Origin of the sequence: Sphingomonas melonis DAPP-PG 224 (genome assembly GCF_000379045.1) — a bacterium.
GTDB lineage: Bacteria > Pseudomonadota > Alphaproteobacteria > Sphingomonadales > Sphingomonadaceae > Sphingomonas > Sphingomonas aquatilis.
Map to the genome: position 1 here is coordinate 825,289 of NZ_KB900605.1, position 26,338 is coordinate 851,626.

General features: G+C 68.8%; 27 protein-coding genes. 19 read left to right on the forward strand and 8 right to left on the reverse strand.

All coding sequences use genetic code 11. The features are described from left to right. Positions 1-3 precede the first annotated feature (3 nt). The 6 genes from SPHME3_RS0104090 to SPHME3_RS0104115 are packed head-to-tail and all read left to right on the forward strand — an operon-like array spanning position 4 to position 4,580. Positions 4-444, forward strand: a complete 441-nt coding sequence (locus SPHME3_RS0104090; RefSeq protein WP_024310312.1) for a hypothetical protein — start codon at positions 4-6, stop codon at positions 442-444. A gap of 15 nt (positions 445-459) precedes the next feature. Then, positions 460-2,442, forward strand: a complete 1,983-nt coding sequence (locus tag SPHME3_RS0104095) for a hypothetical protein (protein WP_018250576.1) — start codon at positions 460-462, stop codon at positions 2,440-2,442. Further along, positions 2,435-2,800, forward strand: a complete 366-nt coding sequence (locus tag SPHME3_RS0104100; RefSeq protein WP_017980553.1) for a hypothetical protein — start codon at positions 2,435-2,437, stop codon at positions 2,798-2,800. Before SPHME3_RS0104095 ends, SPHME3_RS0104100 begins: the two co-directional genes overlap by 8 nt. After that, positions 2,797-3,528, forward strand: a complete 732-nt coding sequence (locus tag SPHME3_RS0104105) for a hypothetical protein (RefSeq protein ID WP_017980552.1) — start codon at positions 2,797-2,799, stop codon at positions 3,526-3,528. Before SPHME3_RS0104100 ends, SPHME3_RS0104105 begins: the two co-directional genes overlap by 4 nt. 54 nt (positions 3,529-3,582) lie before the next feature. Continuing rightward, positions 3,583-4,158: a glycoside hydrolase family 108 protein gene (locus SPHME3_RS0104110; protein ID WP_017980551.1), complete on the forward strand. Its 576-nt coding sequence runs from the start codon at positions 3,583-3,585 to the stop codon at positions 4,156-4,158. Beyond that, positions 4,155-4,580, forward strand: a complete 426-nt coding sequence (locus tag SPHME3_RS0104115) for a hypothetical protein (RefSeq protein ID WP_017980550.1) — start codon at positions 4,155-4,157, stop codon at positions 4,578-4,580. The genes SPHME3_RS0104110 and SPHME3_RS0104115 overlap by 4 nt, the downstream gene beginning before the upstream one ends. Before the next feature lie 29 nt (positions 4,581-4,609). Here the strand turns inward: SPHME3_RS0104115 and SPHME3_RS0104120 are convergent, their stop codons facing one another. Continuing rightward, a complete protein-coding gene (locus tag SPHME3_RS0104120) occupies positions 4,610-4,840 on the reverse strand; it encodes a hypothetical protein (RefSeq protein ID WP_017980549.1) in 231 nt (76 codons plus the stop codon). Between SPHME3_RS0104120 and SPHME3_RS0104125 the strand changes: the two genes are divergently transcribed. The 7 genes from SPHME3_RS0104125 (at position 4,839) to SPHME3_RS0104155 (ending at position 11,843) form a co-directional block, all read left to right on the forward strand. Then, positions 4,839-5,120, forward strand: coding sequence for a hypothetical protein (locus SPHME3_RS0104125; RefSeq protein ID WP_017980548.1), 282 nt, complete (start codon positions 4,839-4,841; stop codon positions 5,118-5,120). The two genes, SPHME3_RS0104120 and SPHME3_RS0104125, sit on opposite strands and share 2 nt — an antisense overlap. Positions 5,121-5,188: 68 nt before the next feature. Next, on the forward strand, positions 5,189-6,367 hold the full coding sequence (locus tag SPHME3_RS0104130) for a glycosyl transferase family protein (protein ID WP_017980547.1): 1,179 nt from the start codon (positions 5,189-5,191) through the stop codon (positions 6,365-6,367). Then, positions 6,364-7,371, forward strand: a complete 1,008-nt coding sequence (locus SPHME3_RS21515) for a hypothetical protein (RefSeq protein ID WP_017980546.1) — start codon at positions 6,364-6,366, stop codon at positions 7,369-7,371. The genes SPHME3_RS0104130 and SPHME3_RS21515 overlap by 4 nt, the downstream gene beginning before the upstream one ends. A gap of 557 nt (positions 7,372-7,928) precedes the next feature. Beyond that, positions 7,929-8,843, forward strand: coding sequence for a sulfite exporter TauE/SafE family protein (locus SPHME3_RS0104140; RefSeq protein ID WP_024310313.1), 915 nt, complete (start codon positions 7,929-7,931; stop codon positions 8,841-8,843). Beyond that, positions 8,840-9,628, forward strand: a complete 789-nt coding sequence (locus tag SPHME3_RS0104145; protein WP_017980544.1) for a TIGR02186 family protein — start codon at positions 8,840-8,842, stop codon at positions 9,626-9,628. Before SPHME3_RS0104140 ends, SPHME3_RS0104145 begins: the two co-directional genes overlap by 4 nt. 67 nt (positions 9,629-9,695) lie before the next feature. Then, the gene (locus tag SPHME3_RS0104150) at positions 9,696-11,381 is read left to right on the forward strand and encodes an ATP-binding protein (RefSeq protein ID WP_017980543.1); all 1,686 of its coding nucleotides are present in this window, start codon (positions 9,696-9,698) and stop codon (positions 11,379-11,381) included. A 180-nt stretch (positions 11,382-11,561) separates the two neighbouring features. Next, complete coding sequence (locus tag SPHME3_RS0104155; protein ID WP_017980542.1) at positions 11,562-11,843, forward strand: hypothetical protein; 282 nt, start codon at positions 11,562-11,564, stop codon at positions 11,841-11,843. Between the two features lie 42 nt (positions 11,844-11,885). Here SPHME3_RS0104155 and SPHME3_RS0104160 read toward each other — a convergent pair whose 3' ends face one another. From SPHME3_RS0104160 to SPHME3_RS0104170, 3 genes are all read right to left on the reverse strand, one after another. Beyond that, positions 11,886-13,373, reverse strand: coding sequence for a M23 family metallopeptidase (locus SPHME3_RS0104160; protein ID WP_017980541.1), 1,488 nt, complete (start codon positions 13,371-13,373; stop codon positions 11,886-11,888). 151 nt (positions 13,374-13,524) lie between these two features. After that, complete coding sequence (locus SPHME3_RS0104165; protein WP_017980540.1) at positions 13,525-14,070, reverse strand: MAPEG family protein; 546 nt, start codon at positions 14,068-14,070, stop codon at positions 13,525-13,527. Then, positions 14,067-15,281: a UbiH/UbiF/VisC/COQ6 family ubiquinone biosynthesis hydroxylase gene (locus tag SPHME3_RS0104170; RefSeq protein ID WP_017980539.1), complete on the reverse strand. Its 1,215-nt coding sequence runs from the start codon at positions 15,279-15,281 to the stop codon at positions 14,067-14,069. Before SPHME3_RS0104170 ends, SPHME3_RS0104165 begins: the two co-directional genes overlap by 4 nt. A gap of 553 nt (positions 15,282-15,834) precedes the next feature. On the opposite strand from SPHME3_RS0104170, the gene SPHME3_RS0104175 reads away from it, so the two are divergent. Continuing rightward, complete coding sequence (locus SPHME3_RS0104175; RefSeq protein ID WP_018250578.1) at positions 15,835-18,162, forward strand: DNA translocase FtsK; 2,328 nt, start codon at positions 15,835-15,837, stop codon at positions 18,160-18,162. A 9-nt stretch (positions 18,163-18,171) separates the two neighbouring features. On the opposite strand, the gene SPHME3_RS0104180 is transcribed toward SPHME3_RS0104175, so the two are convergent. Together SPHME3_RS0104180 and SPHME3_RS0104185 are read right to left on the reverse strand one after the other, a co-directional pair. Next, on the reverse strand, positions 18,172-18,558 hold the full coding sequence (locus tag SPHME3_RS0104180; RefSeq protein WP_017980537.1) for an STAS/SEC14 domain-containing protein: 387 nt from the start codon (positions 18,556-18,558) through the stop codon (positions 18,172-18,174). A gap of 42 nt (positions 18,559-18,600) precedes the next feature. Then, positions 18,601-19,329, reverse strand: coding sequence for a Crp/Fnr family transcriptional regulator (locus SPHME3_RS0104185; protein ID WP_231292064.1), 729 nt, complete (start codon positions 19,327-19,329; stop codon positions 18,601-18,603). A 114-nt stretch (positions 19,330-19,443) separates the two neighbouring features. On the opposite strand from SPHME3_RS0104185, the gene SPHME3_RS0104190 reads away from it, so the two are divergent. From SPHME3_RS0104190 to ribA, 5 genes are all read left to right on the forward strand, one after another. Beyond that, on the forward strand, positions 19,444-19,932 hold the full coding sequence (locus SPHME3_RS0104190) for a hypothetical protein (RefSeq protein ID WP_020486636.1): 489 nt from the start codon (positions 19,444-19,446) through the stop codon (positions 19,930-19,932). 92 nt (positions 19,933-20,024) lie between these two features. After that, a complete protein-coding gene (locus tag SPHME3_RS0104195; RefSeq protein WP_017980533.1) occupies positions 20,025-21,950 on the forward strand; it encodes a S9 family peptidase in 1,926 nt (641 codons plus the stop codon). Between the two features lie 298 nt (positions 21,951-22,248). Further along, positions 22,249-22,863 (forward strand): LolA family protein, encoded by a 615-nt coding sequence (locus tag SPHME3_RS0104200; RefSeq protein WP_017980532.1) that lies wholly within the window; start codon positions 22,249-22,251, stop codon positions 22,861-22,863. Between the two features lie 420 nt (positions 22,864-23,283). Further along, positions 23,284-24,066, forward strand: a complete 783-nt coding sequence (locus SPHME3_RS0104205) for an exodeoxyribonuclease III (RefSeq protein WP_017980531.1) — start codon at positions 23,284-23,286, stop codon at positions 24,064-24,066. Further along, complete coding sequence (gene ribA / locus SPHME3_RS0104210) at positions 24,066-25,130, forward strand: GTP cyclohydrolase II (RefSeq protein WP_017980530.1); 1,065 nt, start codon at positions 24,066-24,068, stop codon at positions 25,128-25,130. Before SPHME3_RS0104205 ends, ribA begins: the two co-directional genes overlap by 1 nt. Positions 25,131-25,136: 6 nt before the next feature. On the opposite strand, the gene SPHME3_RS0104215 is transcribed toward ribA, so the two are convergent. Both SPHME3_RS0104215 and SPHME3_RS0104220 read right to left on the reverse strand, forming a co-directional pair. After that, positions 25,137-25,625 (reverse strand): MmcB family DNA repair protein, encoded by a 489-nt coding sequence (locus SPHME3_RS0104215; RefSeq protein WP_017980529.1) that lies wholly within the window; start codon positions 25,623-25,625, stop codon positions 25,137-25,139. A gap of 49 nt (positions 25,626-25,674) precedes the next feature. Beyond that, a complete protein-coding gene (locus SPHME3_RS0104220) occupies positions 25,675-26,337 on the reverse strand; it encodes a cell wall hydrolase (protein WP_017980528.1) in 663 nt (220 codons plus the stop codon). Position 26,338 lies beyond the last annotated feature (1 nt).

Genomic DNA, 26,338 nt, shown 5'->3' on the forward strand with positions numbered 1-26,338 from the left:
CGCATGGCGGTTGAACAGACCCCGGACGAACCGGGCATCGGCGATCCCGGTGGCGGCGGTGGCGGCGGAGGCGGTGGAGGCGGAGGCGGAGGCGGAGGCAACACCGGCGTCGTCGTTCGAACGCTGACGATTCCCAAGTCACAGGACGCCAGCCTGTTGCGCGTGCTGGTCAGCGCCGACCTGTCCAGTCCCGACGACCTTCAGCTGATCGCCTACCTCACGATCGGGGGCGTCATCCGCAAGGTGACGCCGGTGAACCTGATCTTTGATGGCCTTGCTAGCAAAGCACAGGGGCCGCTCACGATGGTGACGGCCGTACCTGGGCTGCCTGCCGGCCAATACGAAGCCGTTCTCTCGATCCGCAATCTGGAGCCGGACGGCGCGCTGACCGTGAAGGCCGGCCTCTACATCGAATTCGTTGAAATCAAGCGCGCGGCGCTCTGAGCAGAAGGAAGAATCATGACGTGGTATCAGAGCGGCAGCGTGACCGTGACGCAGGGATCGGCGACTGTCACGGGCGCCGGCACCGACTTCATGGCGCCCAACGTCTTCCCCGGCGACGGCTTCGTCGACGAGGCGGGCTACACTTATGAGGTGGTGGGCGCGCAGTCGTCGACGCAGCTGACGATCAGCCCGGCCTATCGCGGCGCGAGCGGCGGGGGCCGCGGTTATAAGATCATGCCGCTTCAAGATTACCAGCGATTGCTCGCCCAGCGCGCGGCCGATCTGATCGGCAGCTTTGCCTCCGTGCGCGATGGTGTCGGCCAAGGAATGTTCCCCGACGGCACTGCGGCGGCACCTGGCATCCGCTTTTCCGCGGACCAGGACTCTGGGCTTCGACGCCTCGGTTCGAACATTATCGCCTTTGTTGCCGGCGGCGTCGATCGCCTGACGCTGGATGGCGACGGTGCGACCGTCAGCACGGGGGGTGGGCCAGCCAGATTGACGATCGCCGCTACTGCGGAAGCGGGTCGGGGTGGCTCCATTCTCTTCACCCGAGCCGGGGCGGCGTCGGGCTTCATCGGTGACGCTGGCGCGGCGCTCGGCGGCACGGAAACGACCGGCTTGGTCTACTATACGTATGGCGGTGATCCTCATCGCTTTTTCGCAGGCGGTGCGGAACGCATGCGAGTTACCAATGCGGGGGCCGTCGGGATCGGCACCGCAACGCCCGCCGCCAAGCATCACGTCAACGAATCGAGCCCAGCACCCTGTTACTCGATGATTGGCAATCCGAGCGGCATGACACGGGTTGGAGTGCGAGCGGATGGCGCCTCGCAGTTGCTGTCCTACGCGGGCCAGCCGCTGTTGCTGGGCAGCGACAATCTAGGAGGTGTCGTCACCGAATGGGGACGCTTCGACGCAAGCGGCAACCTGCTGGTCGGCGGGACAAGTGGGAGCGGGTATCATCGCATCTATAAAGCTGCGGCTGAGGGTGCGGCGATACTAGACGTTCTAGGCAGTGGCTACGGCTCCATTCGCCTCTTCTCAGTCGCGTCGGAGGGCTGGAATGGCGCCGCTTCCGCCTGCATCATCGGGCGCAATACGGTGACCGGGCGGTCAATCAGTTCGGGTGGCACGGCCAATTTTGCGGGTGCTGACTACGCCGAGTATATCGCAAAGTCGCTGGCGTGCGGCACGATCCTGAAGGGGGACGTGTGCGGGATCGACAGCAACGGCCAGCTTACCCGGACCTGGGCGGACGCCCGCCGCTATGTCGTCAAGTCGACCGATCCCAACCTCGTCGGCGGTGACACCTGGGCGGCGCACCTCGGCCCGCGCCCCGAAGAGCCGCTGTATGCCGCGCCGACCTATGGCGGGTCGGCCGAGCCGACCAAGCCGATCGATCCGGCCGCCTTCGTGCCGCCGGTGATCGAGATGCCGGTGCAGCCCGTGCGCGCCGATGGCGAGGATGACGACGCCTATCTGCTGCGGCTCGCCGCTTTCCTCAACGCCCAGGCCGCCACGATCGCCCAGGCGGAGGCGGCCGCTGCTGCCCAGATTGAGGCCGCAAAGGCGCAGGCTGCCTATGCCGCGGCCGTCGAACAGTATCAGGCGGACCTCGCCGCCTATCGGGACGCGCAGGAGGCATATCGTGCCGCGATCGACGCGGCTGAGGCGGCGCATGCCGTCGCGCTCGCCGCGCATGGCGAAGCGCTGACCGTGTGGGAGGCCGAGCTGGAAGCCGCGCGCCAGACGGTCGACCGCATCGCCTTCTCGGGGCAGGTGCCGGTCAACGTCGACGCCGACACGCTCGCGGCGTGCGAGGCGGCGCTGGCGGATGGCGTGGCGGTCTACCTCGTCGCGGTCGCCCGCGGCGCCGGCATCGGCGTCACCGCCGTTCGCGAAGCCGACATGACGCTGCCGCTCTATATGCGGCGCGTCGGCGCCGTGTGGGCGATCCGCGACGGCCGCCCCTGGATCGACGTGCAGCATGGCTGACGCCGCCGTCTCTGCCGGCTTCGCCGCTTGGCTTAAGGCCGAACAGCGCATGCTGCCCGTCGCCGTGCCCGGCGCCACTCGCTGGCCGCGCGGACGCACGATCGCGGTCGCCACCCCCTTCGCGACGGTGGAGGGCGCCCAGGCGGAGGGCACGCGCCTCGCCGCCTTCTATGCCGCCCCGCTCGTCCAAGATCGCGCGATCGTCGTCGGGCGTCGCGCTGACCTGTGGGGGCGCTGCATCGCGGTCGATTACGCACGCTACGGCTATGCGCCCGGCGACCTCGTGTTCGTGATCGGCGCGCAGGAACTGGACAACGGCACCACCCAGCTCACCGTGCTGCGCAGGCTGGCGGCATGACCCTCGCGATCCTCCAGCCGCTCGCCCTCACCCTAGACGCCGCGCGGTCGAGCGCGGGCAGCGGCCTTGCTAACCTGGCGACGCCCAACCCGCGCGAGGCGTTCGTCGCCGCCGGCACCGCCGCGACGATCATCGTCGACCTGGGCAGCGTGCAGGCGTTCGACACGGTGCTGCTGGGCTTCACCAACGCCGCCGCCACCGACCGGATCGCAGTCGCGCCGGGGCTGGACGCCGAGGCGGTGGCAGGCAGCTTCGCGCATTCCTTCCGGCGCGCGCCGGTACTGCGCCATGGCCTCGCGATGCTGCCCGCCCCGGTGCGGTCGCGCTACCTGCGGCTCCAGGTCGAGACGGCCGCGCCGCTCGTCGCCGGCATTGTCGTCGTCGGCGAGGCGCTGCGCCCGAACCACGACTGGAACGCCGGCCGACCGATAATCGACACCGGCCGCGTCGAGCGCCTGCTGGGCGGCGGTTTCGGGAAGGACCGCGGCGTGGCGGCGGGCGGTTGGCAATGGGTGATGCCGGACCTGTCGCCGGACCTCTCCGAGCGGCTCTACGCGCTGGCGCTCGATGTCGGCCTCGCCGGCGAGCTGCTGGTGATCGAGGACCCGGCGGTCACGCCCGCGCTCAACGAGCGCATCCACTGGTCGCTGTTCGGCAAGTTCGAGCCGTTCGAACGCCAGCCGGACGGCACCGCCAAATGGGCGATGCAGGTCCAGGACTGGGCCTGATCGTCCGCGCGCGGAAGCCGAACCCATCCGCCGCGACGCGATACCCCGCCACCCATGCCCGCCCCTTCCGATCCCTTCGCCCTCGCCGCCGCCCACACGCTCGGCATCGAGGGCGGCTATGCCGACGACCCCGCCGACCGGGGCGGCAAGACGCAATGGGGCATCACCGAAGCGGTCGCCCGCGCCGACGGCTACACCGGCGACATGCGCGCGCTGCCCAAGGCGCGCGCGCTGGCGATCTACCGTCGGCTCTACTGGGATCGCATCGGCCTCGACTGGATCGCCGCGGTCGATTCCGCGGTCGCGTGCGAGGTGTTCGACACGGGCGTGAACCAGGGCGTCGCCATCGCCGGGCGCTTCCTCCAGCGCGTGCTCAACGTGCTCAACCGCGCGGGTCGCGACTATCCCGACCTCGTCGTCGACGGCGTCGCGGGTCCCGCCACCGCGGACGCGCTGCGCGCGCTGATCCGCGTGCGCGGGCGCGAGGGGCGCGACGCGCTGCTCGCCTATCTCGATGCCCTCCAGGGCGCCCGCTACGTCGAGATCGCCGAGGCGCGTGCGGCGAACGAGGCCTTCACCTTCGGCTGGGCGAAGCGGCTCGGCACCCTGTTCACGAGGACCCCCGCATGACCCCTGCCTTCCGCACCGCCGGAACCCCTTCGCCGCTGGCGGCAGGGACGCACGACGACGACCGGCTGGCGCCGGCGATCCCGTTCGACGCCGACCGCGCCGGCACGCCCGAACCGATCGGCGTCATGGCGCTCGCCGGCGAGATCGTCGACCTCGGCGCCGACGCCCCGCGCTGGCTGACCTTCGCGCTGCGCTCGATCAGGCCGCTCTGCATCGGCGCGCTGATGGCGATCCCGACGGTCGGCGCGGCAAGCGTCGGGGCGGTGGCGCTCTTCAGCCCCGCCCGCGCCGACGCGATGGTCGTCGCCTCCACCGCGTTCCTGCGCGGCATCCCCGCCGATGTGCTGATCCTGATCGGCACGCTCGCGTCGGGCTACGGCTTGGCGAAGACGGTCGAGCGGCTGCGGGGCACGCGGCCGTGACCGGCGCCTTCAGCGGCGTTGCACGGCTGTTACCGGGCGGCTGGCCGGTCGCCGGGGCGGCGCTCGTCGCGCTGCCGCTGGCGTTCGGGCTGGGCCGCTGCACGGTCGACACCTCCGCCCGCTGCGCTGCCAGGACCGCCGGCCACGCGGCCGAAACGCTGCGCACCGACCGCGCCGCTGACGCGCAGGCCACCACCACCCGCCGCACCGACGACCAGACCATCGCGGCCAAGTCCCGCGCCATCCAAGAGGCCACGCATGCGCTTCCCGACCACGCCCCTAGCGCTCGCCAGCATGCTCGCGCTTGCCGCCTGCTCCACCAGCAGGGTGCCGCCCCAGACCTTCTCCGCACCTCCGGCTGTTGACCTCGCGATCGAGGCCGAACCCGCCATCCCGCCCACCGCCGCCACCAGCGAAGCGGCCTATGAGGATTACAATCAGGCGATCCTCGACTGGGGCCGCCGCGGCTGGTCAGCCCTCCAGCGCATATGCCGCTGGACCGCCGACCACGCCGTCCCGCTAGGCTGCACCCCACGCTGAAGGTTGGCCAAAAACTCACCTGACAAATCGCGCCGACCGCGCCGAGCGCGACTTTTTGGCCAACTTTTTTGGCCAGCTACACCGCCTGGGACGAACAGGCGGTGATCGGCCAGATGCTCGCCACCGCCGTCGCGCGCATCGATCATCCCGATTACCGGCTCTATGTCGGCGTCTATCCCAACGATCCTGGCACGATCGCGGCGGCGCGAGCGGTGGCGGCGACCGACCCGCGCATCCGCGTGATCGTCGGCCCCCGCGACGGCCCGACCACCAAGGCCGATTGCCTCAACAGCCTGTGGCGCGCGCTCGTCGCCGACGCCGCGGACGGCCCGATCAAGGCGGTGGTGCTGCACGATGCCGAGGATGTCGTCCACGCCGCCGAACTCACCGTGTTCGACACGCTGATCGAAGGAAGCGCCGTGGTACAGCTGCCCGTGCTGCCGCTGGTCCGCCGCGGATCTTTGGTATCCGGCCATTATGCCGACGAATTCGCCTATGCGCATATCGTCCAGCAGCCGGTACGCGCGATGCTGGGCGCCGCGATGCCGCTCGCCGGCACGGGCTGCGCGATCGCGACCGACATGCTCGCGGCCATCGCCGCGGATCGGGGCGGCGCACCGTTCGACGACACCAGCCTGACCGAGGATTACGAGCTCGGCCTCCACATCGCCGAACGCGGTGGCCGCAGTCGCTTCGCCCGCGTGCGCGATCCCCGTGACGACAGCCTGATCGCGGTGCGCGCCTATTTCCCCGACAGCGTGCCCACCGCCACGCGGCAGAAGGCGCGGTGGATGACCGGGATCGCGCTCGCCGGCTGGGATCGCACCGGCTGGGGACGGCCGCAGGCGCTGGCCGATCACTGGATGCGCTTTCGCGACCGGCGCGCGCCCGTGTCGGTGCTGGTGCTCGCAATCGCTTATGCCGCGATCCTCCTGTGGCCGCTGTCGGTCGGCCTGCACTGGCTGACCGGAACCGCGGTGGCGGATGACCGGCTCGCCGACTGGCTGCTGATCGCAACCACATTGCTGCTCGTCTGGCGGCTGGGCATGCGGGTCGGCTGCACCGCGCACGACCATGGCTGGCGCCAGGCGGGTTGGTCGCTGCCGCGATTCTTCGTCGGCAACATCATCGCGCTGATCGCCGCACCACGCGCGATCCGGCGCTACCTCACGCTGCTGCGCGGCGGCCCGCTGATCTGGGACAAGACCGCACACGCCTTTCCGGAGCCAGGCACGCCGCTGGCATGACCGGCGGGCGACCCTTGCGCTTTCTCGCGATCGTGCTCGGCGGCTGGATCGGCATGCGAACCCTGGCCTTGTTCCAGACAGGCGACCTGCCGCTGGCGCCACTTACCAACCCGGTCGAGCATATCGTCGCCGCACTCGGGATCGGACCGGCGGAGGCGGCCGCACGCCCCCCGCTTCCGACGAGCGGAGCCACACCGGTCCCACGACCGAACCGCCCGCCGATCGCGCCGCCGCCAGCACCGTCGTGCATCCCGACCGCCGCCGCCCGGACGGACGGCGACCGCCCCGCACCCGCCACGACGACGACGACGCTCCACGCCACGCCGCCCCCGCCCCTGCTCCCGCTCGCAACGCCCGCGGCGATCACCCCGCGGGGACCATCGCGTCTTGCCGGCAGCGTTTGGGGCATCACCCGCGACGGCGGGATCGGGCAGGCCAGCGGCGGCCAGCTCGGCGGATCGCAGGCGGGGATCCGCGTCACCTATGCGCTGGGCGCATCGCGTCGCATCGCGCTCGCGACGCGGCTCTCGACTCCGCTCGCCGGGCGCGGTGCGGAAGCGGCGCTGGGCCTCGACTGGCAGCCCACCCGATTGCCGATCCACCTGCTCGCCGAACGCCGCATCGCGCTCGACGGCGGCCGCGGCGGCACGATGCTCGGTCTCGTCGGCGGCTATGGCCCCGCGCCCGTCGCCGGGCCGGTGACGGTCGAGGGCTATGGCCAGGCAGGACTGATCGCGCGCGACGGCACCGAAACCTTCGTCGATGGCGCGCTCCGCCTCGCGCATCCCGTCGCGCGCCGGGGGAAGGTCCGCCTCGACGTCGGAATCGGTGCATGGGGCGGGGCGCAGCGCGGCGCCGCACGACTCGACATCGGCCCGTCGCTAGGTTTGATCTTGCCGGTCGCGAACCGCAGCCTCCGCCTGACCGCCGACTGGCGCCAGCGCATCGCCGGCGATGCCCGCCCCGATTCGGGTCCCGCCCTCTCGATCGGCACCAACTTCTGACGGCGAGCCCCGAACGCCCCCCTCCCGTCACCCCGCCCTCGAGCCGGGGCCCCGCTTTTCCGGCGGTGGATCCAAAGCGGGACCCCGGATCAGGTCCGGGGTGACGGAATAAGACTGGTCGCCATCCAGCGCGGTGACATCATCCTCCCCCGGAATGACCGCACGCACGAGATACCGATCGGGCGCCGAACGATCCGCCCAACCCCTCCCGTCACCCCGGCCTTGGGCCGGGGTCCCGCTTTTGCGGCGGTTGACCCAAAGCGGAACCCCGGATCAAGTCCGGGGTGACGGAATAAGACTGGTCGCCATCCAGCGGGTCAGACACTCCTCCCCCGCAAGGGGGAGGTGGCGCCGCCGAACGGCGGTGACGGAGGGGGCGGAAAGGAACGTCGCCGGTAACATAGCGCCACCCTTATCTGCCCCTCCGTCATGTCTGCGGCATGCCACCTCTCTTGGCGGGGAAAGGAATGCACTACCGCCGCGCATCGATCGGCCCGCCGACCCGCACGATGACGATGGTCCTAGTCCCGCGGCGCCAGCCGCGTATAAAGCCTTTCGTGGACCTCTACCTCCCCATCGCCAACCTGTCGGTCAACGCGCTGGTCATCATCCTGCTGGGCGGCGGCGTCGGGCTGCTGTCGGGCATGTTCGGGGTCGGCGGCGGCTTTCTGACGACGCCATTGCTCATCATCTACGGCATTCCGCCCACCGTCGCCGCCGCCTCCTCGGCCAGCCAGGTGACGGGCGCGAGCGTGTCGGGCGTGTTCGCGCATTTCCACCGCGGCGGCGTCGACGTGAAGATGGGCAGCGTCCTGGTGGCCGGCGGTATCCTCGGCAGCGGGGCGGGCGCGTGGATCTTCCAGCTGCTCAAGGCGAGTGGCCAGATCGATACGGTGATCGGCGTCGTCTATGTCGCGATGCTGGGGTCGATCGGTACGCTGATGGCACGCGAATCGATCGGTGCGATCGGCGTCGCCAAGGGCCGCGTCCGCCCCCGCGCGCGCAAGCGGCGCCACCACCCGCTGGTCGCCGCGCTGCCACTGCGCACGCGTTTCTACGCGTCGGGCCTCTACATCTCGCCGCTCGCACCGCTGCTGCTCGGCTTCTTCACCGGCATCCTCACCATCCTGCTCGGCATCGGCGGCGGCTTCATCCTGGTGCCGGCGATGATCTACCTGCTCGGCATGGCGACCAGCGTCGTCGTCGGCACCAGCCTGTTCCAGACGCTGTTCGTCACCGCGGTCGCGACGATGGTCCACGCCACCACCACCAAGGCGGTCGATATCGTGCTCGCCGGCCTGCTGCTGGTCGGATCGGTGACGGGGGCGCAGCTGGGCGCGCGCTTCGCCAGCCGGGTGAAGCCCGAATATCTCCGCCTCGCGCTCGCGATCATGGTGCTGCTGGTCGGCCTGCGCATCCTGCTCGGCCTCGTCTGGCGGCCGGAGGAAATCTTCACGGTCGAGCTGACGTGAGCGCCCGCGCGGCTCTGCTGCTCGTCGCGCCGGCGCTGCTGGCGTCGTCGGCGCCGCCGGGCGGCTTTGCGACGGCGAAACCGGTGCTCGTCCCCGACGTGTCGCAGCGCCAGATCGAGATCGCCTACAGCTTTACGGGCGCGGAGCTGCTGCTGTTCGGCGCGATCCTCTATCCCGGCGGCCGCCTGCCCCCCGGCGAATCGCCGACCGATATCGTGGTGATCGTAAAGGGCCCGACGCAATCGGTGCTGGTCCGCGAAAAGGAAAAGATCGCCGGCATCTGGGTCAATGCCCAGCATCAGCGCTACAGTTCGGCGCCCAGTTTCTACGCGCTCGCCTCGTCACGCCCAATCGACCGGATCGTCGACGAACGCACCCGCGCGATCTACGAACTGGGACTCGACAGCCTGCAATTGTCCCCCGGCTCCAATGCGGTCAGCACGGTCGAGCATCGCTTCCAGCAGGGCCTCGTCGACCTGCGCCGCCGGGCCGGCCTGTATGTCGAGGCGCCGCGCGCGGTCGAGATCACCGACGACGTCCTGTACCGCGCGCGACTCACCATCCCGGCGCGCGTCCCCGTCGGGCGGTTCACCGCAGAAACCTTCCTGATCCGCGACGGCCGCGTGCTGGCGGCGGCGGTACGCGACATCGATATCCGCAAATCGGGCTTCGAACGCTTCGTCGCACGCGCCGCCGAACGGCATGCGTTCCTCTACGGAATCGCGGCGGTGGCGCTGTCAATCGCGCTCGGCTGGGGCGCGGGCTGGGTCGCGCGCCGTGTGTGACGGTTCCCAACGCTAAATTAACCAGCGCCCTCTACCTTTGGTCCGGTATGAACGGGGATCGGGCGTGATGAACGATATGGCGGGGGCGGGTTCGTTTTCGCAAGGTACGCCGTTGAGCGCGGCGGACGTGCAGGAAACGATCGGCCTGTCCGGCGCACCGATCGGTTGCGTCCTGACGATCGCGGGCAGCAGCAGCCGTGTGCTGTTCGACCGCAATGCACTGGCCCTGTCCGCGCAAGGATCCGATCCGGTTTCCGCCGGCGCGGGCCAGGTCGGCACTCAGATCAAGATGCGCATCGGCCAGTCGTGGCTGGTCGCCAACGTCCGCAGCCTGACGCTGCGCGACGGGTCGAGCGACTGGGTCGCGGCCGAGATCGACTTCCTCGGCGAAGGCATGGAGGAGCAGCTGACCGGCCGCCTGTACGGCTTCCGCCGCGGCGTGACGCGCTATCCGATTCCGGGGTGCGAGGTCTTTCCGATCACCACCGCCGACCTTCAACAGATCTATTCGGCCAGCAACCGCGCGCATATCCAGATCGGCACCGTCTATCCGACCCGCGACGTGCGCGCCTCGCTCTACATCGACGCGATGCTCGGCAAGCATTTCGCGCTGGTGGGCTCGACCGGCACCGGCAAATCGACCAGCGCCGCGCTGATCCTCCACCGCATCTGCGAACTGGCGCCGCAGGGCCATGTGCTGATGATCGATCCGCACGGCGAATATGGCGCCGCCTTCGGCAACAACGGCGCGCTGTACGACGTCAACAATCTCCAGATGCCCTATTGGCTGATGAACTTCGAGGAGCATTGCGAGGTCTTCGTGACCGCCCGCGGCGAAGACAGCCAGCTCGACCGCGACATCCTGGCGAAGTGCCTGCTGATGGCACGCGGCAAGAATCGCCTGGGCCAGGGCGTCGCCAAGCTCACCGTCGACGCGCCGATCCCCTATCTGCTCAGCGACCTCACCAATTTCATCAGCCTCGAAATGGGCAAGATGGATCGCGCCGGCGACACCGCCCCCTATCTCCGGCTCAAGACCAAGATCGAAGAGATCAAGGCCGATCCGCGCTACGGCTTCATGTTCTCCGGCATGCTCGTCGCCGACTCGATGGCGGATTTCCTCGCCCGCATCTTCCGTATGCCGGGCGGCGGCAAGCCGATCTCGATCATCGACGTGTCGGGCGTGCCGTCGGAAATCACCTCGGTCGTCGTCGCGATGCTCAGCCGCATGACGTTCGACTTCGCGATCTGGGCGCGCAACGAGCCCAGGCGCCCGATCCTGCTCGTCTGCGAAGAGGCGCACCGCTACATCCCGAGCAGCCTGGGCGCCGACGGGCGCAACGCCTCGGTCGGCCGCATCCTCGGCCGGATTGCCAAGGAAGGGCGCAAATATGGCGTCAGCCTGGGGCTGATCACGCAGCGTCCGTCCGATCTCGAGGAAGGCGTGCTGTCGCAATGCGGCACGATCATCGCGATGCGCCTGAACAACGAACGCGACCAGGCCTTCGTCCGTGCGGCGATGCCGGAGGGTGCGCGCGGCTTCCTCGATGCGATCCCGGCGCTGCGCAACCGCGAATGCATCGTCTGCGGCGAAGGCGTCGCGGTGCCGATCCGCGTCAGCTTCGACAACCTCGAACCCGCCAAACAACCCGCGTCCACCGACCCCATTTTCTCGCAACTCTGGTGCGACGCCGGTGGCGAAGACGATATCATCGCCCGCACCATCCTCCGCTGGCGCGCCCAGGGGCGGTAAAAAGGAAGTGACGGCAAAGGTATAGGAGCAATCGTCTGGCCGTCTCGCCAGTTTACTACCACATGAGGTCTTGGCGGCGAGCCCGCTATCGGAATTGTCCCAGCGGGTGAAATGACCTGCCAGCGGACATTCTGCTTTCGCTCACTTGCGGACATCCATGCACGCGGGGCACGATGCGGCATGACCATCGAGATGCTACTGATCGGGGGCGCTCTTACCGGCCTCGTGATTGGATTGGGCGCAAAAACCCCTAAGCTCGGATGCGCGGCCCTGTGGATCGTGCCCCTTGCCATGATCGCATACGTGTATGCGTGGCAGAGCGCCCATCCTGACAGCCTCAGGTCTACAAGCGGCCTCGACTTCGTGTTCGGGCCACTATGGCCGAGCCTAGGGGCAATGGGCGGTTACGTCGTCGGAACAGCGATCCGCTACTTCATCCTTTTCAAGCGGAACGGCAGCTAACCCCAGGTTCCGACACACCGACGCCAATCGGCACTCGAACCCCTACCGCCCGCCCACTGGCACCGCGAGCAGCCCCGCCGCGTAGCTGCGGAACCGCCGCAGGTCGCTGCCCGACAGCGCCGCGACGCTGGCGAAGCTGATCGAGCGCGGGTTTACCGTCTGGCCGTTGCGCCATACTTCCCAGTGCAGATGCGGCCCGGTCGACAGGCCGGTCGAGCCGACATAGCCGATCACCTGACCCTGCCGCACGTGCTGGCCGCGCGTCACCGCGATGCGGCTCATATGGCCATAGCCGCTGGCAAGGCCGCCGGCATGGCCGAGCTTGACGAAATTGCCGTAGCCGCCCGAGCGCCCCGCGCCCTGCACCACGCCATCGAGCACCGCATAGATCGGCGAGCCGTAGGGCGCACCGATGTCGACGCCCTTGTGCATTTTCAGATAGCCGAGCAGCGGATGCATGCGGAATCCGAAGGACGAGGTGATCCGCCCCGCCACCGGCATGCCCATGAAGCCGCGGCGTTCGCTCTGCCCCTTGGCGTCGAACCAGCTCGCATGGCCGTCCGCATCGTCCCAGCGGACGAGTTCGACCTTGCGGCGTCCCTGGTCGATGCCGGCGAACAGCAGGTCGCCGAGCCGCTGTTCGCCGGTCGCGGCGCGGTCGCGCTGGATGATCAGGTCGAAGCTATCGGCGGCCCCCACATCGCGGCCGATCGACAGGCGCGTCGCCAGCGCCTTGATATAGCTTTCCACCACGCGCGCCGGCGCACCCGCAGCGCGCGCCGAGCGGTACAGGCTGGAGCCGACGAGGCCCTGGATGCGCAGCGGCGTGCGGTCGACCGCGATCGGCTGGCGCGTCAGCACCAAGCCGGTGGCGGCCCGATCGAGCGTCAGCGCCAGATCGAAGCGCGCGCGCAGCGACAGCTTTTCGAGCGGCCGGGCGACGGTGCGCGTCGGGCGGCGGCCGAGCGTCAGCGACAGGCGGGTGCCCGGCTGGATGTCGTCGAGCGATACCGCCTGCGCGATCAGCTCCGCCGCACGCGCCGCATCGGCGCGGCCGACGCCGGCACGGGTCAGGACGTGCGCCAGCGCATCGCCCTCGCCCAGCGTCGCGCTCAGCTCGACATGCGGGCGTTCGGGTGCCTCGGCGAGTGGCGAGACGAGGTCGTTCGCCGCCATGCGATGGCCCGTGTCGCCGCCCCAGGCCAGCGGCGCGATGGCCTGGCCGCGCGCCTCTTCCCAGGCGGTGCCGTCGAGCACCGCGGGCGCCGCGCCGACCAAGGGGCGCACGCCCGGATTGAGCGCCCAGACCGTTGCCAGCAGGCCGGTCAGCGTTGCGAGGCCGCGCCACCAGTCGCGCGTGCCGATCTGCGCGCCAAGGTCGGGCGCCCAGTCGATCGCGCCCCAATCGATACCGAACAGCCCCGGCTTCCGCACCGCCGGCCGCGCGCCGGGCACGCCCGGCAGGCGCACGAACGGGCGCGCCGCGGTGCCGCCGGCCAGCTCATAGCCTTGATCGTTGCGCAAAAACACGCGGGCGGCGCCTCATGATCCGTGCGCCGCGTCCCCCCGGCGTCAGGGTGGCAGCGTTGTGGGGCCAAAGCGCTAAAGTCAAATTAACCGCGGAATGTGCGGGTTACGCCTGCGACGAGCCGGTTGCCCGCTGCGGCAGACAGGGGCCGGATTAGCGCAGCAGCGCCAGCGCCGCCATCAGCAGCGCGGCGACGCTGGGGTAGAAGGTCAGGCCGAAGCCCAGCGCGCGCGCCGCCGCGCCGTCGCGATAGCCGCTCCAGAACAGCAGCCGCCCGGCCGAGAAACAGGCCGCGAACAGCGCAACGGCCACGCGGGCATGATCGTCGAGCAGCGTCAGCGCGCCATAAGCGATCGCGGCGAGCAGCGCCTGTTCGGCGGTGTTGCGCAGGATGGCATTGGCCGCATCGACACGCGGGTCGACGCCGTCGCCGCCATCGATCGCGCTCGCCGAAGCGAAGCGCCGCCGCGCGACGTCGCCGATCGCCGCCGCCACCCACAAGCCCAGCGTCAGCAGCGCGACGCCCAGCGTCCAGCCGCGCGCCTCCAGCATCATCGCATCGCCGCGGGCGTAGCCGATCAGCGCCAGCGCCACCGTCACGACGACGGCGATGCCCATGGCGCGCGTCACGCCCGCCTGCGCGCGGGCAAGCGGCGTCGCGGGTGCCCGCTTCGCCGGATCGACCGGCGTCTCGCTCACACCAGCAGGCCCTGCAGCAGCTTGGGCAACGTGCCGCTTTCGCCCCGCGCCTCGGCCATGAAGCGATCCTTCAGCGGCGGCAGGCGATCGACCGCGGAAATGCCGAAGCGACGCACCGCGCGCGCCGTCTTGCCCGGAATGCCGAACAAGCGCGTCAGCGTATCGGTGGCGGCGGCAACCATGAACGTGTCGAGCCCACGCCAGCGCTGATAGCGTTCGAGCAGCGCGGGATCGCCCAGGTCCAGCCCCAGCCGTTTGCCCTCGACCAACACTTCCGCCAGCGTCGCGACGTCGCGCAGGCCCAGGTTCAGCCCCTGCCCCGCGATCGGATGGATGCCGTGCGCAGCGTCACCGACCAGCGCCAGCCGCTCCGCAGTGATCCGCGCGGCATGGTGGAAGCCCAGCGGATAGCTTGCGCGCGGCGATGCTGCGCTGAGTTCGCCCAGGAACCCGCCCATCCGCTTGGTCGCCTCTGCCAGGAAGGCGCGGTCGCCCAGCTTCATCATGCCGGGCCCATCCGCGCCCTTCACCGACCAGACGATCGCCGATCGATGGCCGATGTCGTCGTCGGGCAGCGGCAGCAGCGCGAACGGGCCGGCGGGGTAGAAGATTTCGTAGGCGACGTCTTCGTGGGGATATTCGTGGTGGAAGGCGCCGACGATCGCGGCATGGTCGTATTGCCAGCGTGCCACCGGAATCCCCGCCGCCTCGCGCGTCGGTGAATTGCGCCCCTCCGCCACGATCACCAGCGGCGCGGTGACGGTGGTGCCGTCGCTCAACGTCGCGGTGACCTGATGCTCGCCGCGTACCAGATCGGTGGCGCGCGTCTGCATGCGCAGGTCGACATGGGTCGCAGCGGTCGCGGCGGCGAACAGCGCGGCGCGCAGCGCCTTGTTTTCGTACATCGTGCCGAGCGGATCATCGTTGTCGCCAGGCCGGAAATCGAGCTTGCCCGGCGCCAGCCCGTCGCTGACCCGGATATGCCGGATCGCACAGCCCTGGCCCGCCAGCGCCTTGCCCACGCCGATCGCATCCAGCATCCGCCCGCTCGCGCTGGCGATCGCCGACGCGCGCCCGTCGAAGCCCGGGGCGTGGACCACCGCGGGGTCGGCGGGATCGACGACGATGCTCGTGACCCCATGCGCGTCGAGCGCCAGTGCGAGGGTGGCGCCGACCAGGCCGCCGCCGAGGATGATGACGTCCGAATTCATGTGCATCCCCCTACAGGTCGCCGCGCACCGTGCCAACGCTCCCTACGGTCGTAGGGCAGGCGTTGTTCCCGGCGGGGGAGCGGTTCGGAAAGTCACAAAAGTCACGCCGACGCACGTGTTTTTCGAAACGGGGGGCCTGCGGTGAGACAGAGCCTGGGCAGGGGTGACACGGATGGGGCGTGTAGGACAGCGGGAATGTGGTCGGCCGCATTCGTCTCCGCTATTCAATGGGTTGGCGGGCGGCGGCGGTAGCGGCGATCCAACGGGTCCGACGCTTCGTAGCCGACGCCTTGTCCCTGAACTGTTTTGCCCATCCCCGTTCACCTGGTGAGCAGGTTGCCGAGCCTCCCAGGCTCGGCTGAAACCATCCGGGGGATGGTTTCACCTGCTCACTGTCGAAGGGCGGCCCACGAGCGCATCGCTGGTGGCACGCGCCCTTCGACAGGCTCAGGGCGAACGGGTGAAGCAGGCGATCGGCCCGCCATCTTGACGGAATCGCGCCATCGGCCGATGAACCCGCGTTAACTTTTCGGAACATTGAAGGAATCGAGCGATGGCGAGCCGTGCGCAGCCAGGGCTGTTGCGTGAGACGGTGAAGGCGGGCGCCGTGCGGGGCGGCGCGTTGGTCGCCGCGATCGCGCTGTTCGTCGCCACCGCAGTGATGGTGCTCGCGCTGGCGAGCTATCGCGCCAGCGACGCCGCGCTCAACACCGCCTCCGGGGGCCCGGTGCAAAATCTCGCCGGCCCGCCCGGCGCCTGGTTCGCCGACCTTGCGCTCACGCTGTTCGGCCCGGCGGTCGCCTTGCTGCTGCCGATCGCGCCGATCGTCGCCGCGCGGCTGTGGCGCGATCGGCCCGCGGGGCGCTGGCTCGCGATGCTGCGCAATGCCGCGATTGGCGTGGCGCTGATCGCCGCCGCGCTCGCCTTCGTGTCCGATGCGTCGGTGCTGGCGCTGCCGGCCGGCTGGGGCGGCGTCGCCGGCCTGTCGATTGCGAAGGCGGTGGAATGGGGCCTGTCCTTCATCGGCCAGCCGGGCGCAGAGCGCTGGGCGGCACGCGGCATCGGCCTGATCGTCGGCATCGCCGGTATCGTCATCTGGGCCAAGAGCCTCGACGCCGACCTCGGCGACCGCCGCTTCCGCCTGCGCCGCACGCGTGGCGACGCGATCGGTGCCGATGACGATGGCGACGATCTGTACGACGACGCCTATGACGACGGGGACGAGGAACCGCTCCAGCTCGCGCGCAAGGTCGTCGAACCGCGCGCGATCGCGACGCCAGACCCACGTCCCGCCCCCAACATCGCCGACCGCAATCTCGCGCCCTCCGCCGCCAAGCCCAAGCCCAAGCAGCAGAGCCTCGACCTCGGCCACAGCTATACGCTGCCGCAGCTCGACCTGCTGACCCCTGCGCCGCCGGCGCCGAAGGGCACGATCGACAAGGCCTCGCTGGAGCGCAACGCGCGCCTGCTCGAGAACGTGCTCGACGATTTCAAGGTGCACGGCGTCATCAACGAAGTGCGCCCCGGCCCGGTCGTGACGATGTACGAACTCGAGCCGGCGCCGGGCATCAAGGCCAGCCGCGTCATCGCGCTCGCCGACGATATCGCGCGCAACATGTCGGCGATCTCGGCGCGCGTCGCGGTGATCCCGGGGCGCAACGTGATCGGCATCGAACTGCCCAACCAGAAGCGCGAATCGGTCAGTCTGCACGAACTCGTCGGCAGCCAGACGTTCGAGGATCAGGCCGCGCAGCTGCCGATCATCCTCGGCAAGAACATCGCCGGCGATCCGGTGATCGCCGATCTCGCCCCCATGCCGCACCTGCTCGTCGCCGGCACCACCGGTTCGGGCAAGTCGGTCGGCCTCAACTGCATGATCCTCTCGCTGCTCTACCGGCTGACGCCTGAACAGTGCCGGATGATCATGATCGATCCCAAGATGCTCGAACTGAGCATGTACGACGACATCCCGCACCTGCTGTCGCCGGTCGTCACCGATCCCGCCAAGGCGGTGCGTGCGCTCAAATGGGCGGTCGAGACGATGGAGGACCGCTACCGCCAGATGTCGTCGGTCGGCGTGCGCAGCCTGGCGGGCTTCAACGACAAGGTCCGCGCGGCGAAGGCGAAGGGGCAACGCCTCGGCCGCCGTGTCCAGACCGGCTACCACCCCGACACCGGCCAGCCGGTGTATGAGGAAGAGCAGCTCGACTACGAACCGCTGCCGCAGATCGTCGTCATCGTCGACGAGCTTGCCGACCTGATGATGACCGCGGGCAAGGAGGTGGAATTCCTGATCCAGCGCTTGGCGCAAAAGGCGCGCGCGGCGGGCATCCACCTGATCATGGCGACGCAGCGTCCGTCGGTCGACGTCATCACCGGCGTCATCAAGGCGAACCTGCCGACGCGCATCAGCTTCCACGTGACCAGCAAGATCGACAGCCGCACGATCCTGGGCGAACAGGGCGCCGAACAGCTGCTGGGCCGCGGCGATATGCTCTATATGCCCGGCGGCAAGGGCATCGTCCGCGTCCACGGCCCCTTCGTCAGCGACGACGAGGTACGCGCCATCGCCGATCACTGGCGCGCACAAGGCCAGCCCGATTACATCAGCTCGGTCACCGAAGAGCCCGAGGACAGCTTCGCGCTCGACGGCGCGCCGGAAGGCGAGGACACCGCCGAGGACCAGCAGTATCGCGCCGCGATCCAGCTGGTGTGCGAATCGCAAAAGGCCTCGACCAGCTGGCTGCAACGCCAGCTGCGCATCGGCTACAATTCGGCCGCGCGCCTGATCGAACGCATGGAAAAGGACGGCATCGTCGGCCGCCCCGACCATGTCGGCCGCCGCGAAGTGCTGCGCGATACCGAAGGCCACGCGATCTGAGGCGGGGGATCAGGCCCCTTCCGGGGAGAACAGCCATGCCAAGGCCGCGTCCCGGTCCTCGAAGTAGCGGAATTCGGCATGGTCGCGATTGGCGCGCTCGGCCTGCAACCTGGTGAGCGCGGCGCCCGTGTAGACCGCGACGCGTCGTGATCGCACCGCGGGATCGGCCATCATCGCGATGAATCCCGCCACGACCTCCTGGCTCTGCACCATCGCACCCGAATAGTCGCACAGGCTGACCGGCTCGCGGCCCGTTGCGCGGATACGGGCAACCGCATCCTCCAGCGCACGACGGAAATCGGCCAGCGTCTCCAGCGTCCAGAAGCCCTGCATCGCGGTCTCGAAGCAGCCGCGATCCATATCGACCGTCACGCGAAACGTCGGGTGCGTATCCATCCGACGCCTTCTATGCCGCCGGGGTTACGAGTCGATGAAGCCCTACCGCGCCGCCGGCAGCCACGCCGGCTCGAACGCCGGCTGGCGCGGCGGCAGCGGTGACAGCTGCCGCAGGCGATCGACATCGAGCAACCGCACACGATGCCCCGTCCGCGCGATCAGTCCCTCGTCCTCCAGCGCGCGCACCGTGCGGTTGACGTGGACCCCGGTCAGCCCGAGCAGATCGCCGATCACCTCCTGCGTCAGCGGCAGGTCGAACGCATCGTCCTCCACCATGCCGATCGGCGTCAGCCGGGTGTGCAGGTCGATCAACAGCCGCGCCAGCTGTTCGCGCGCCGAGGCATTGCCGGTGATCGCCAGCATATCCATCAGTGCCAGCCGCTCCATCTGCACCGCCACCGTGAACAGCGCAGCGAGCCGCGGCGCCGTCAGGTACAACCGCCCGAACCGCGCATAGGGCACGAGGGCGGTCACCGATTCGGTGATCGCGGTCAGCGTGTCCGCCGCCTCCGACAGCACCATCGTCGGCGTACCCAGCATGTCGCCGGGCAGATGCACCTTCTGGATCAGGCGGTTGCCGCTGCGCAGGATGATCGACGAGGCTACCCAGCCTTTCAGCTGCAGGTAAAAGCCGCCTACCGCATCGCCTTCGCGCTGGAAGACTTCGCCGCGCCGGCGCACCACCGCGCCCTCGCCAAGCGTGCCGAGCAATTCGACTTCGGTGCGGGTGAGATCGGCGAACGCGCGGTAACGGTGGATCGGATACGTCATATACGTCATATACGTCAGGTTTGCCGACCGTTACGCTGGCGTTCAAGCTGAACCCCCTTGATGCAAAGCAGGACGCCGGCATGATGGCGCGCTCACGCCGCAGGGGCATCGATCATGACACGCATCAGCGCTACGACACGTTCGGTCCAGGCGCTACCGATGCTGGCACTGCTTTCGACCCCCGCGTCCGCCATCCTACCCCCGTCGCGCGAGCAGGCGGTGATGGACGCGATCGAGCGCAGTATCGTCCTGCCCCAGAAAGCCTGGCCCTTCGCCGCCTACGGCCGCAACTATGCCTGGTCGGAGGCGACGCATGTTGTCGCGACCTATATCCTGCCTTCGCTGCCGTCCGACCCGCGCGAGGGGTGCGACCTCCTGACCGACGACTTTAAGACGCGGCCCTGCACGCCCGAAGAGAACGCCGAGATGGACCGTCAGGAGACCCAATTTCTGACCGCCGAAACCCCCGCCGGCCGCCGCCGGTGGTTCGCGAAGCCAATCGACCTGCCCTCCATGTCGGATGGCGGCTGTATGCAGATCAGCGTCGCGTACGACATCGCCAGCCGCAGCGTCACGCGCGCAGTTTGCAACGGCCACGCCTGATGGCCCCGCGCCCCGATCGCCATTTTCCTTGATCCCCGCCGCCAAGCTGGCAAGGTGTAGCTAAGACATAATACACCGGGGAGTATCATTCGATGAAACGCATCGCCGCCGCCGCCGCGCTTCTGCTGGCCGGCACCGCCATGGCGCAGGACAGCGCCACCATCGCTCCGCCCGCCGCGATTCAGGCGGATGGTATCCCGCCGGTGCCGCAGGCGCTGGCCGATGCGACGCGGCCCTATATGGAATCGCGCTCGTCGGCGTTCGGCGGCTGGAATCCGGTGACGCGCGGCGTGCTGATCGCGACGCGCTTCGGCAATACGGTGCAGGCGCACGAGGTCGCGATGCCGATGGGCGCGCGCCGCCAGCTGTCGTTCGAGGCGGATGCGATCGCCCGCGCGAGCTATGCGCCCAAGCGCGGCGACGTGATGGTCGTGCAGAAGGACGTCGGCGGCAGCGAATTCTGGCAGCTCTACACGCTGCGGGACGGCCGCCTGACGCTGCTGACCGACGGCAAGAGCCGCAACGCGATCAACGCCTGGAGCCATGACGGCCGCTGGCTCGGCTATTCGTCGACACGGCGCAACGGCGCGGACAACGACCTCTACGTCATCGATCCGCGCAATCCGAAGAGCGACCGGCTGGTCGCGCAGGTGAAGGGCGGCGGCTGGGCGATCAGCGACTTCGCACCCGATGCGAAGACCGCGGTCGTCACCGAATATCGCTCGGTCAACAAGACCAACCTGTACCGGATGGACGTCGCGACCGGCGCGATGACACCGATCGGCGATCCTGCCGCCGCCATCGCCTATGGCGAGGCCAAGTTCGCGCCCGATGGCACCTTGTGGGTCACGTCGGACGAGGGATCGGACTTCCAGCGCCTCGGCACGATCGATCCGAAGACGGGCCGCTTCACCGCGGTCGCCCCCGAACCGAAGTGGGACGTCGACGCTTTCGACATTTCGGACGACGGCCGCACCATCGCCTATGTCGTCAACGAAGCGGGCATCGACCGGCTGAAGCTGCTCGACATCGCGAGCCGCCGCGCCCGCACCGTGCCGCTGCCCGCCGGCAGCATCGGCGGCGTGGCATTCGCGCCATGGGGCGCGCTGGGCTTCTCGCTCAATTCCGCCAAGGCGCCGACCGACACCTATTCGCTCGATCCCGCGTCGCTGACGGTGACGCGCTGGACCGCGAGCGAAACCGGCGGCCTTGATCCCGCGCGCAACGTCGAACCGGAATTCGTCGAGGTGAAAAGCTTCGACGGCGAACCCGTGTCGGGCTTCCTCTACCGTCCCGATCCCAAGCGCTGGCCGGGCAAGCGCCCGCTCCTCTTCAACATCCACGGCGGACCGGAGGGGCAGTCGACCCCCGGATTCCTGGGGCGCAACAATTACCTGCTCAACGAATTGGGCATCGCGCTCTTCTACCCCAACGTCCGCGGCTCGACCGGGTTCGGCAAGCGCTTCGTCGCGCTCGACAACGGGCCGTTCAAGCGCGAGGATTCGGTGAAGGACATCGGCGCCTTCCTCGACCGGTTCGACAAGGACCCGCGCATCGATTCGAAGCGGATCGCGGAGACCGGCGGCAGCTACGGCGGCTATATGTGTTACGCGCTCGCGATCCGGTACGGCGACCGGTTCAAGGCGGCGAACTGCATCGTCGCCATCTCCAACTTCGTCACCTTCCTCGAAAACACGCAAAGCTATCGCCGCGACCTGCGCCGCGTCGAATATGGCGACGAGCGCGATCCCGCCCAGCGCGCCAAGCTGGTCGAGATCAGCCCGCTCACCCGCGCGAAGGAGCTCAAAATCCCGCTGATGGTCGTCACCGGCGGCAACGACCCCCGCGTGCCCGCCTCGGAAGCCAATCAGATGGTCGCCGCGGTGCGCGCCAATGGCGTGCCCGCCTGGCACCTGCTCGCCAAGGACGAAGGCCATGGCTACGCCAAGAAGGAGAACCAGGACTATCAGTTCTGGACCAGCCTGATGTTCTGGCAGGCGAACCTGCTGGGGAAGTGATGGATCGGGTGACATTTAAGCACTTGCGATCAAACGATGAATGAGAATCACCGCCCTCATACCCCGGCCGTGCCGCACCCACCCTCACCCTGAGCCGCCTATGGCGGCTCTTCCCTCTCCCGTTGGGAGAGGGAGGGAGCGGCGCAGCCGCGGAAGGGTGAGGATGGGCCCACGACATCACCTTCAAAAACGAACCGATCGGTTTCTTTTGGGTGTTCACGTCGTCCATGTTCCCGGCACCAACACCCGCCCCGACAGTTAAGGGCCGGTTCAACGCCTTCCCCGCATCAGGACCCGCATGACCCGATACGCTCTTGCTCTCGCCCTGCCGATCGCGCTCGTCGCGCCGGCCGCTCTGCCCGCCCAGGCGACCGGCGACCTCGCCGCGGTGCAGCGCCACCTCCAGTCGGTCGAGACGATGACCGCCGACTTCACGCAGACCGACCGCAACGGCAAGGTGCTGACCGGTACGTTCACGCTGAAGAAGCCGGGCAAGCTGCGCTTCCAGTATGAAAAGGGCGTGCCGATCCTGATCGTGGCGGAAGGCGGCGCGCTGACCTTCATCGATTATTCGGTGCGGCAGGTGCAGCGCTGGCCGATCAAGAATTCGCCGCTGGGCGTGCTGCTCGATCCGACGCGCGACATCACCCGCTATGCGAAGCTCGTCCAGACGGGCAACGACCGCGTCGTCTCGGTCGAGGCGAACGATCCCAAGCACCCCGAATATGGCAAGATCACGCTGATCTTCGCCCGCGACTCGGCGGCCCCGGCAGGACTCGCGCTGCAGGGCTGGGTCGCGCTCGACAGCCAGAACAACCGCACGACGATTCGCCTGTCGAATCAGCGATTCGGCGTGCCGGTGAGCGACCAGACGTTCAAATGGAACGATCCGCGGAGGCCGAACGTCCGCTGAGCCGGGTTCATTCATGTACCCGACAGGTTTGCTGGCCTAGAGACGTCCTCGCGGATGTGGGGCGTTCGGGATTTTTTCCCCCTGTTGCCCGGATGACCATCAACCACTTCCCGCCTGCGTGACGAACGCTAGGTCGGCCCTCGCTCCATGCCCCCGGAGCGAGGGCCTTTCCGTTCATGCGGGGCAAGCCCGCATGAACCGGCCGGCGGGCGCAGCCCGTTCGACGTCATGGGCTTGGCCGATGACGCGCCCCCTCTCCCGTCGCCCTGACGCTGTCGAAGGGCACGTTGCCACCAGCGTGAAGCTCGGGGAGAGCTGCCCTTCGACAAGCTCAGGGCGACCGGAAGGCGCATGGCGCATACGGCCCCAAGGTCGGCCCGAACCTTGCCCCCCTCCCCGCCCCCGCCTAGATGCACCGGCGTGAAGATCGTCTCCTGGAACATCAATTCGGTCCGTTTCCGGATCGCCATCGTCGAACAGTTCCTGCGCGAGGTGGAACCCGACATCCTGTGCCTCCAGGAAACCAAGGTCATCGACGCCGACTTCCCCTTCGATGCCTTCCGCGCGCTCGGCTACGACCATATCGTCATCCACGGCCAGCGCATGCACCATGGTGTCGCGATCCTCAGCCGCGTGCCGCTGATCGAGGACGATCGCTTCGACTGGCAGGCGAACCAGGAGGCGCGCCACGTCGGTGTCCGCCTGCCCAACGGCGTCCGGCTGGAAAACGTCTACGTCCCCGCCGGCGGTGACGTTCCCGATCGCGACGTAAACCCCAAATTCGGCCAGAAGCTCGACTTCGTCGAACGGATGACGCGCTGGTCGGAAACGCTCGACGTGCCGACCATCCTGACCGGCGATTTCAACATCGCGCCGCTGCCCAGCGACGTGTGGAGCCACAAGGCGCTGCTGAAGGTCGTCAGCCACACCCCCATTGAGGTCGAGGCGCTCGATCGCCTCCAGGCCTCGAACGATTGGGTCGACCTGGGGCGGCATTTCCACCCCGCCCCCGCGCGCCTTCACACGTGGTGGAGCTATCGCTCGCCCGACTGGACCAAGAACGACCGCGGCCGCCGGCTCGACCATATGTGGGCGACGCGCGACGTCGCGGAGAAGGCCACGGCGCACGTCGTCCACGAAGCCTGCCGCAGCTGGCTGAGCCCATCGGACCATGTGCCGATCCTGACCGAGTTCGCCTTCTGATGAGCGCGTCCGCCCGCGATGTCGCGCGCGCGATCGACGCGCTGCGCCGCGGCTGGCCGATCGCCATCGCCGCGCCGGGTGAGGCCCCCCTGCCCCTGCTCGCGGTCGAGACTGCCGATCCGATCGGGCTCGAATCCTTCGCGGGCGGTGGCACATTCCCGCTGCTCATCTCCAACGGCCGCGCCGCGACGCTGAAGCTGACCAACCAGCTCGCCGCCGCCGATCCCGACACGCCGGTCGCGATCGAGCCGGCGCCGTGGCTCGACTTTTCTACCGCGGTCGCGCTCGCCGATCCGCAATTCGATCTCGCGACGCCGCTGAAAGGGCCGTTCCGCACGATGGCGATCGATCGCCCGGCGGCGAGCCTCGCGGCGATCCGGTTGGCGCGGATCGCGGGACTGCTGCCGGCCTTCGTCCTCGACGGCATCGGCGCGGAGGTGACGATCGATCCGGCCGCGATCGACGCGCATCAGGCATCCGGCGCGTTGCGTCTCGCGACGCGCGCCCGGCTGCCGGTCGACGGCGCCGAGGAAGCCGAGATCGTCGCGTTCCGCTCGCCCGATTCGAGCGACGAACATGTCGCACTTCTGGTTGGCCAGCCCAATGGATCGCCGCCGCTGGTCCGCCTGCATAGCGAATGCCTGACCGGCGACGTGCTCGGCAGCCTGAAATGCGACTGCGGACCGCAGCTGCGTGCGGCGATCGAGGCGATCAAGGCGCAGGGCTGGGGCATGTTGTTGTATTTGCGACAGGAAGGCCGTGGGATCGGCCTGGTCAACAAGCTGCGCGCATATGCGTTACAGGATCAGGGGTTCGATACGGTCGATGCCAACACGCGGCTGGGCTTTGCGATCGACGCGCGCGATTTCGGCGTGGCGGCGCGGATGCTGTCGCTGCTGGGGCAGCGCACCGTGCGGCTGTTGACCAACAATCCGGCCAAGGTCGCGGGACTGGAAGCGGCGGGCGTGACGGTGATCGAACGCGTCGCGCATGCGCTGCCGCCCAATCCCCATAATGCACGCTATCTGGCGACGAAGCGGGACCGGACCGGCCACCAGCTCTGACTTCGCTCAGACGAACGCCTCCGGGTCGGTGAGTCCCGTCAGCCGTCGCGCCGCGCGCCGCGCGAAGGCGAGGGTGCAGCGTTTGCGAACGTGCGCGGCCAGCGGCACGCTATGCGCCTCACGCAGGATCGCCGCGTCGTAGCGATCCGCAACGATCACGCCCGTCCGCTCCGGCAGGAACGCCGCACCGTCCAGCGGCGCGGTATCGAACCCCGCCGGCACCGCCCAATAATACCGGTCGCAGTGACCGAGATAGTCCGGCCATTTGCCATCACCCATCAGGTCGGCGCGCGACACCTTGATCTCGACGATCACCAACTGCCCACGCGCGTCGATCGCCATCAGGTCGGCGCGGCGGCCGCCCTCCAGCGGAACTTCGGGAATGGTGACGAGGTCGTGGCGCAGCAGCATCCGCGTGACGCCGCGCGCGACGTCGGCGGCGCAGATCGCGGGATCACCCCCCTCAACGCAAGAAACCGGAGCCATGTCGAGCATGACTCCGGTTTAGAACATTCAGCGAACGAGGCAAGCGCCCCGTTGCGGATCAGCGATAGAAGACGTGGTTGCCGATCATTGCGATCTTGGTGACATTGGCACCGGGGCGACGGTTCGGCGTGTTGAAAAACAGCGCCTTGGGAGCCGGGCTGTCCCAGGCCGCATCCAGCGCGACGCGCGCGACGGCGAGGGCGGTGCGGTAGGTCGCGCGGCCTTCGTCGATCGCCGGGATTTCGCCGTGGCGCACGAAGCTGAACTGGCCGCGCTGCTTCACGACCGAGCAGATATCGCTGGGGAAGCGGCCCGACTTCGAGCGGTTGATGATGACGTTGGCGACGGCGAGCTGGCCCGCGAGCGGTTCGCCCTTCGATTCGAAATAGATCGCGCCGGCGAGGCAGCGCTGCGTCTCGTCGACGTCGGCGCTGTCCTGCGCGGCAACGGCTTCGGCGAGGCTGTTATACTCTTCGTCTTCGCTGGCTTCAACCGTGGGGAGCGGCTGGACCACCGGCTTGGCGGGTCCGAACGTCGCGGCAACGGGAGCGGGAGAGACGGGGACCGATGCCGGAACGACCGGATCGGTGGAGGGGGCGGTCGGCGCGGGAATCGCGGTGCGATTCAGATCCGAGGCCCGGACCGGCGAGCTGTGGCTGATCAGGCCCGCCAGAGAGAAAGACATCACCGCGATGGCCGCGGCGCGCTGCAAAATCGTCATC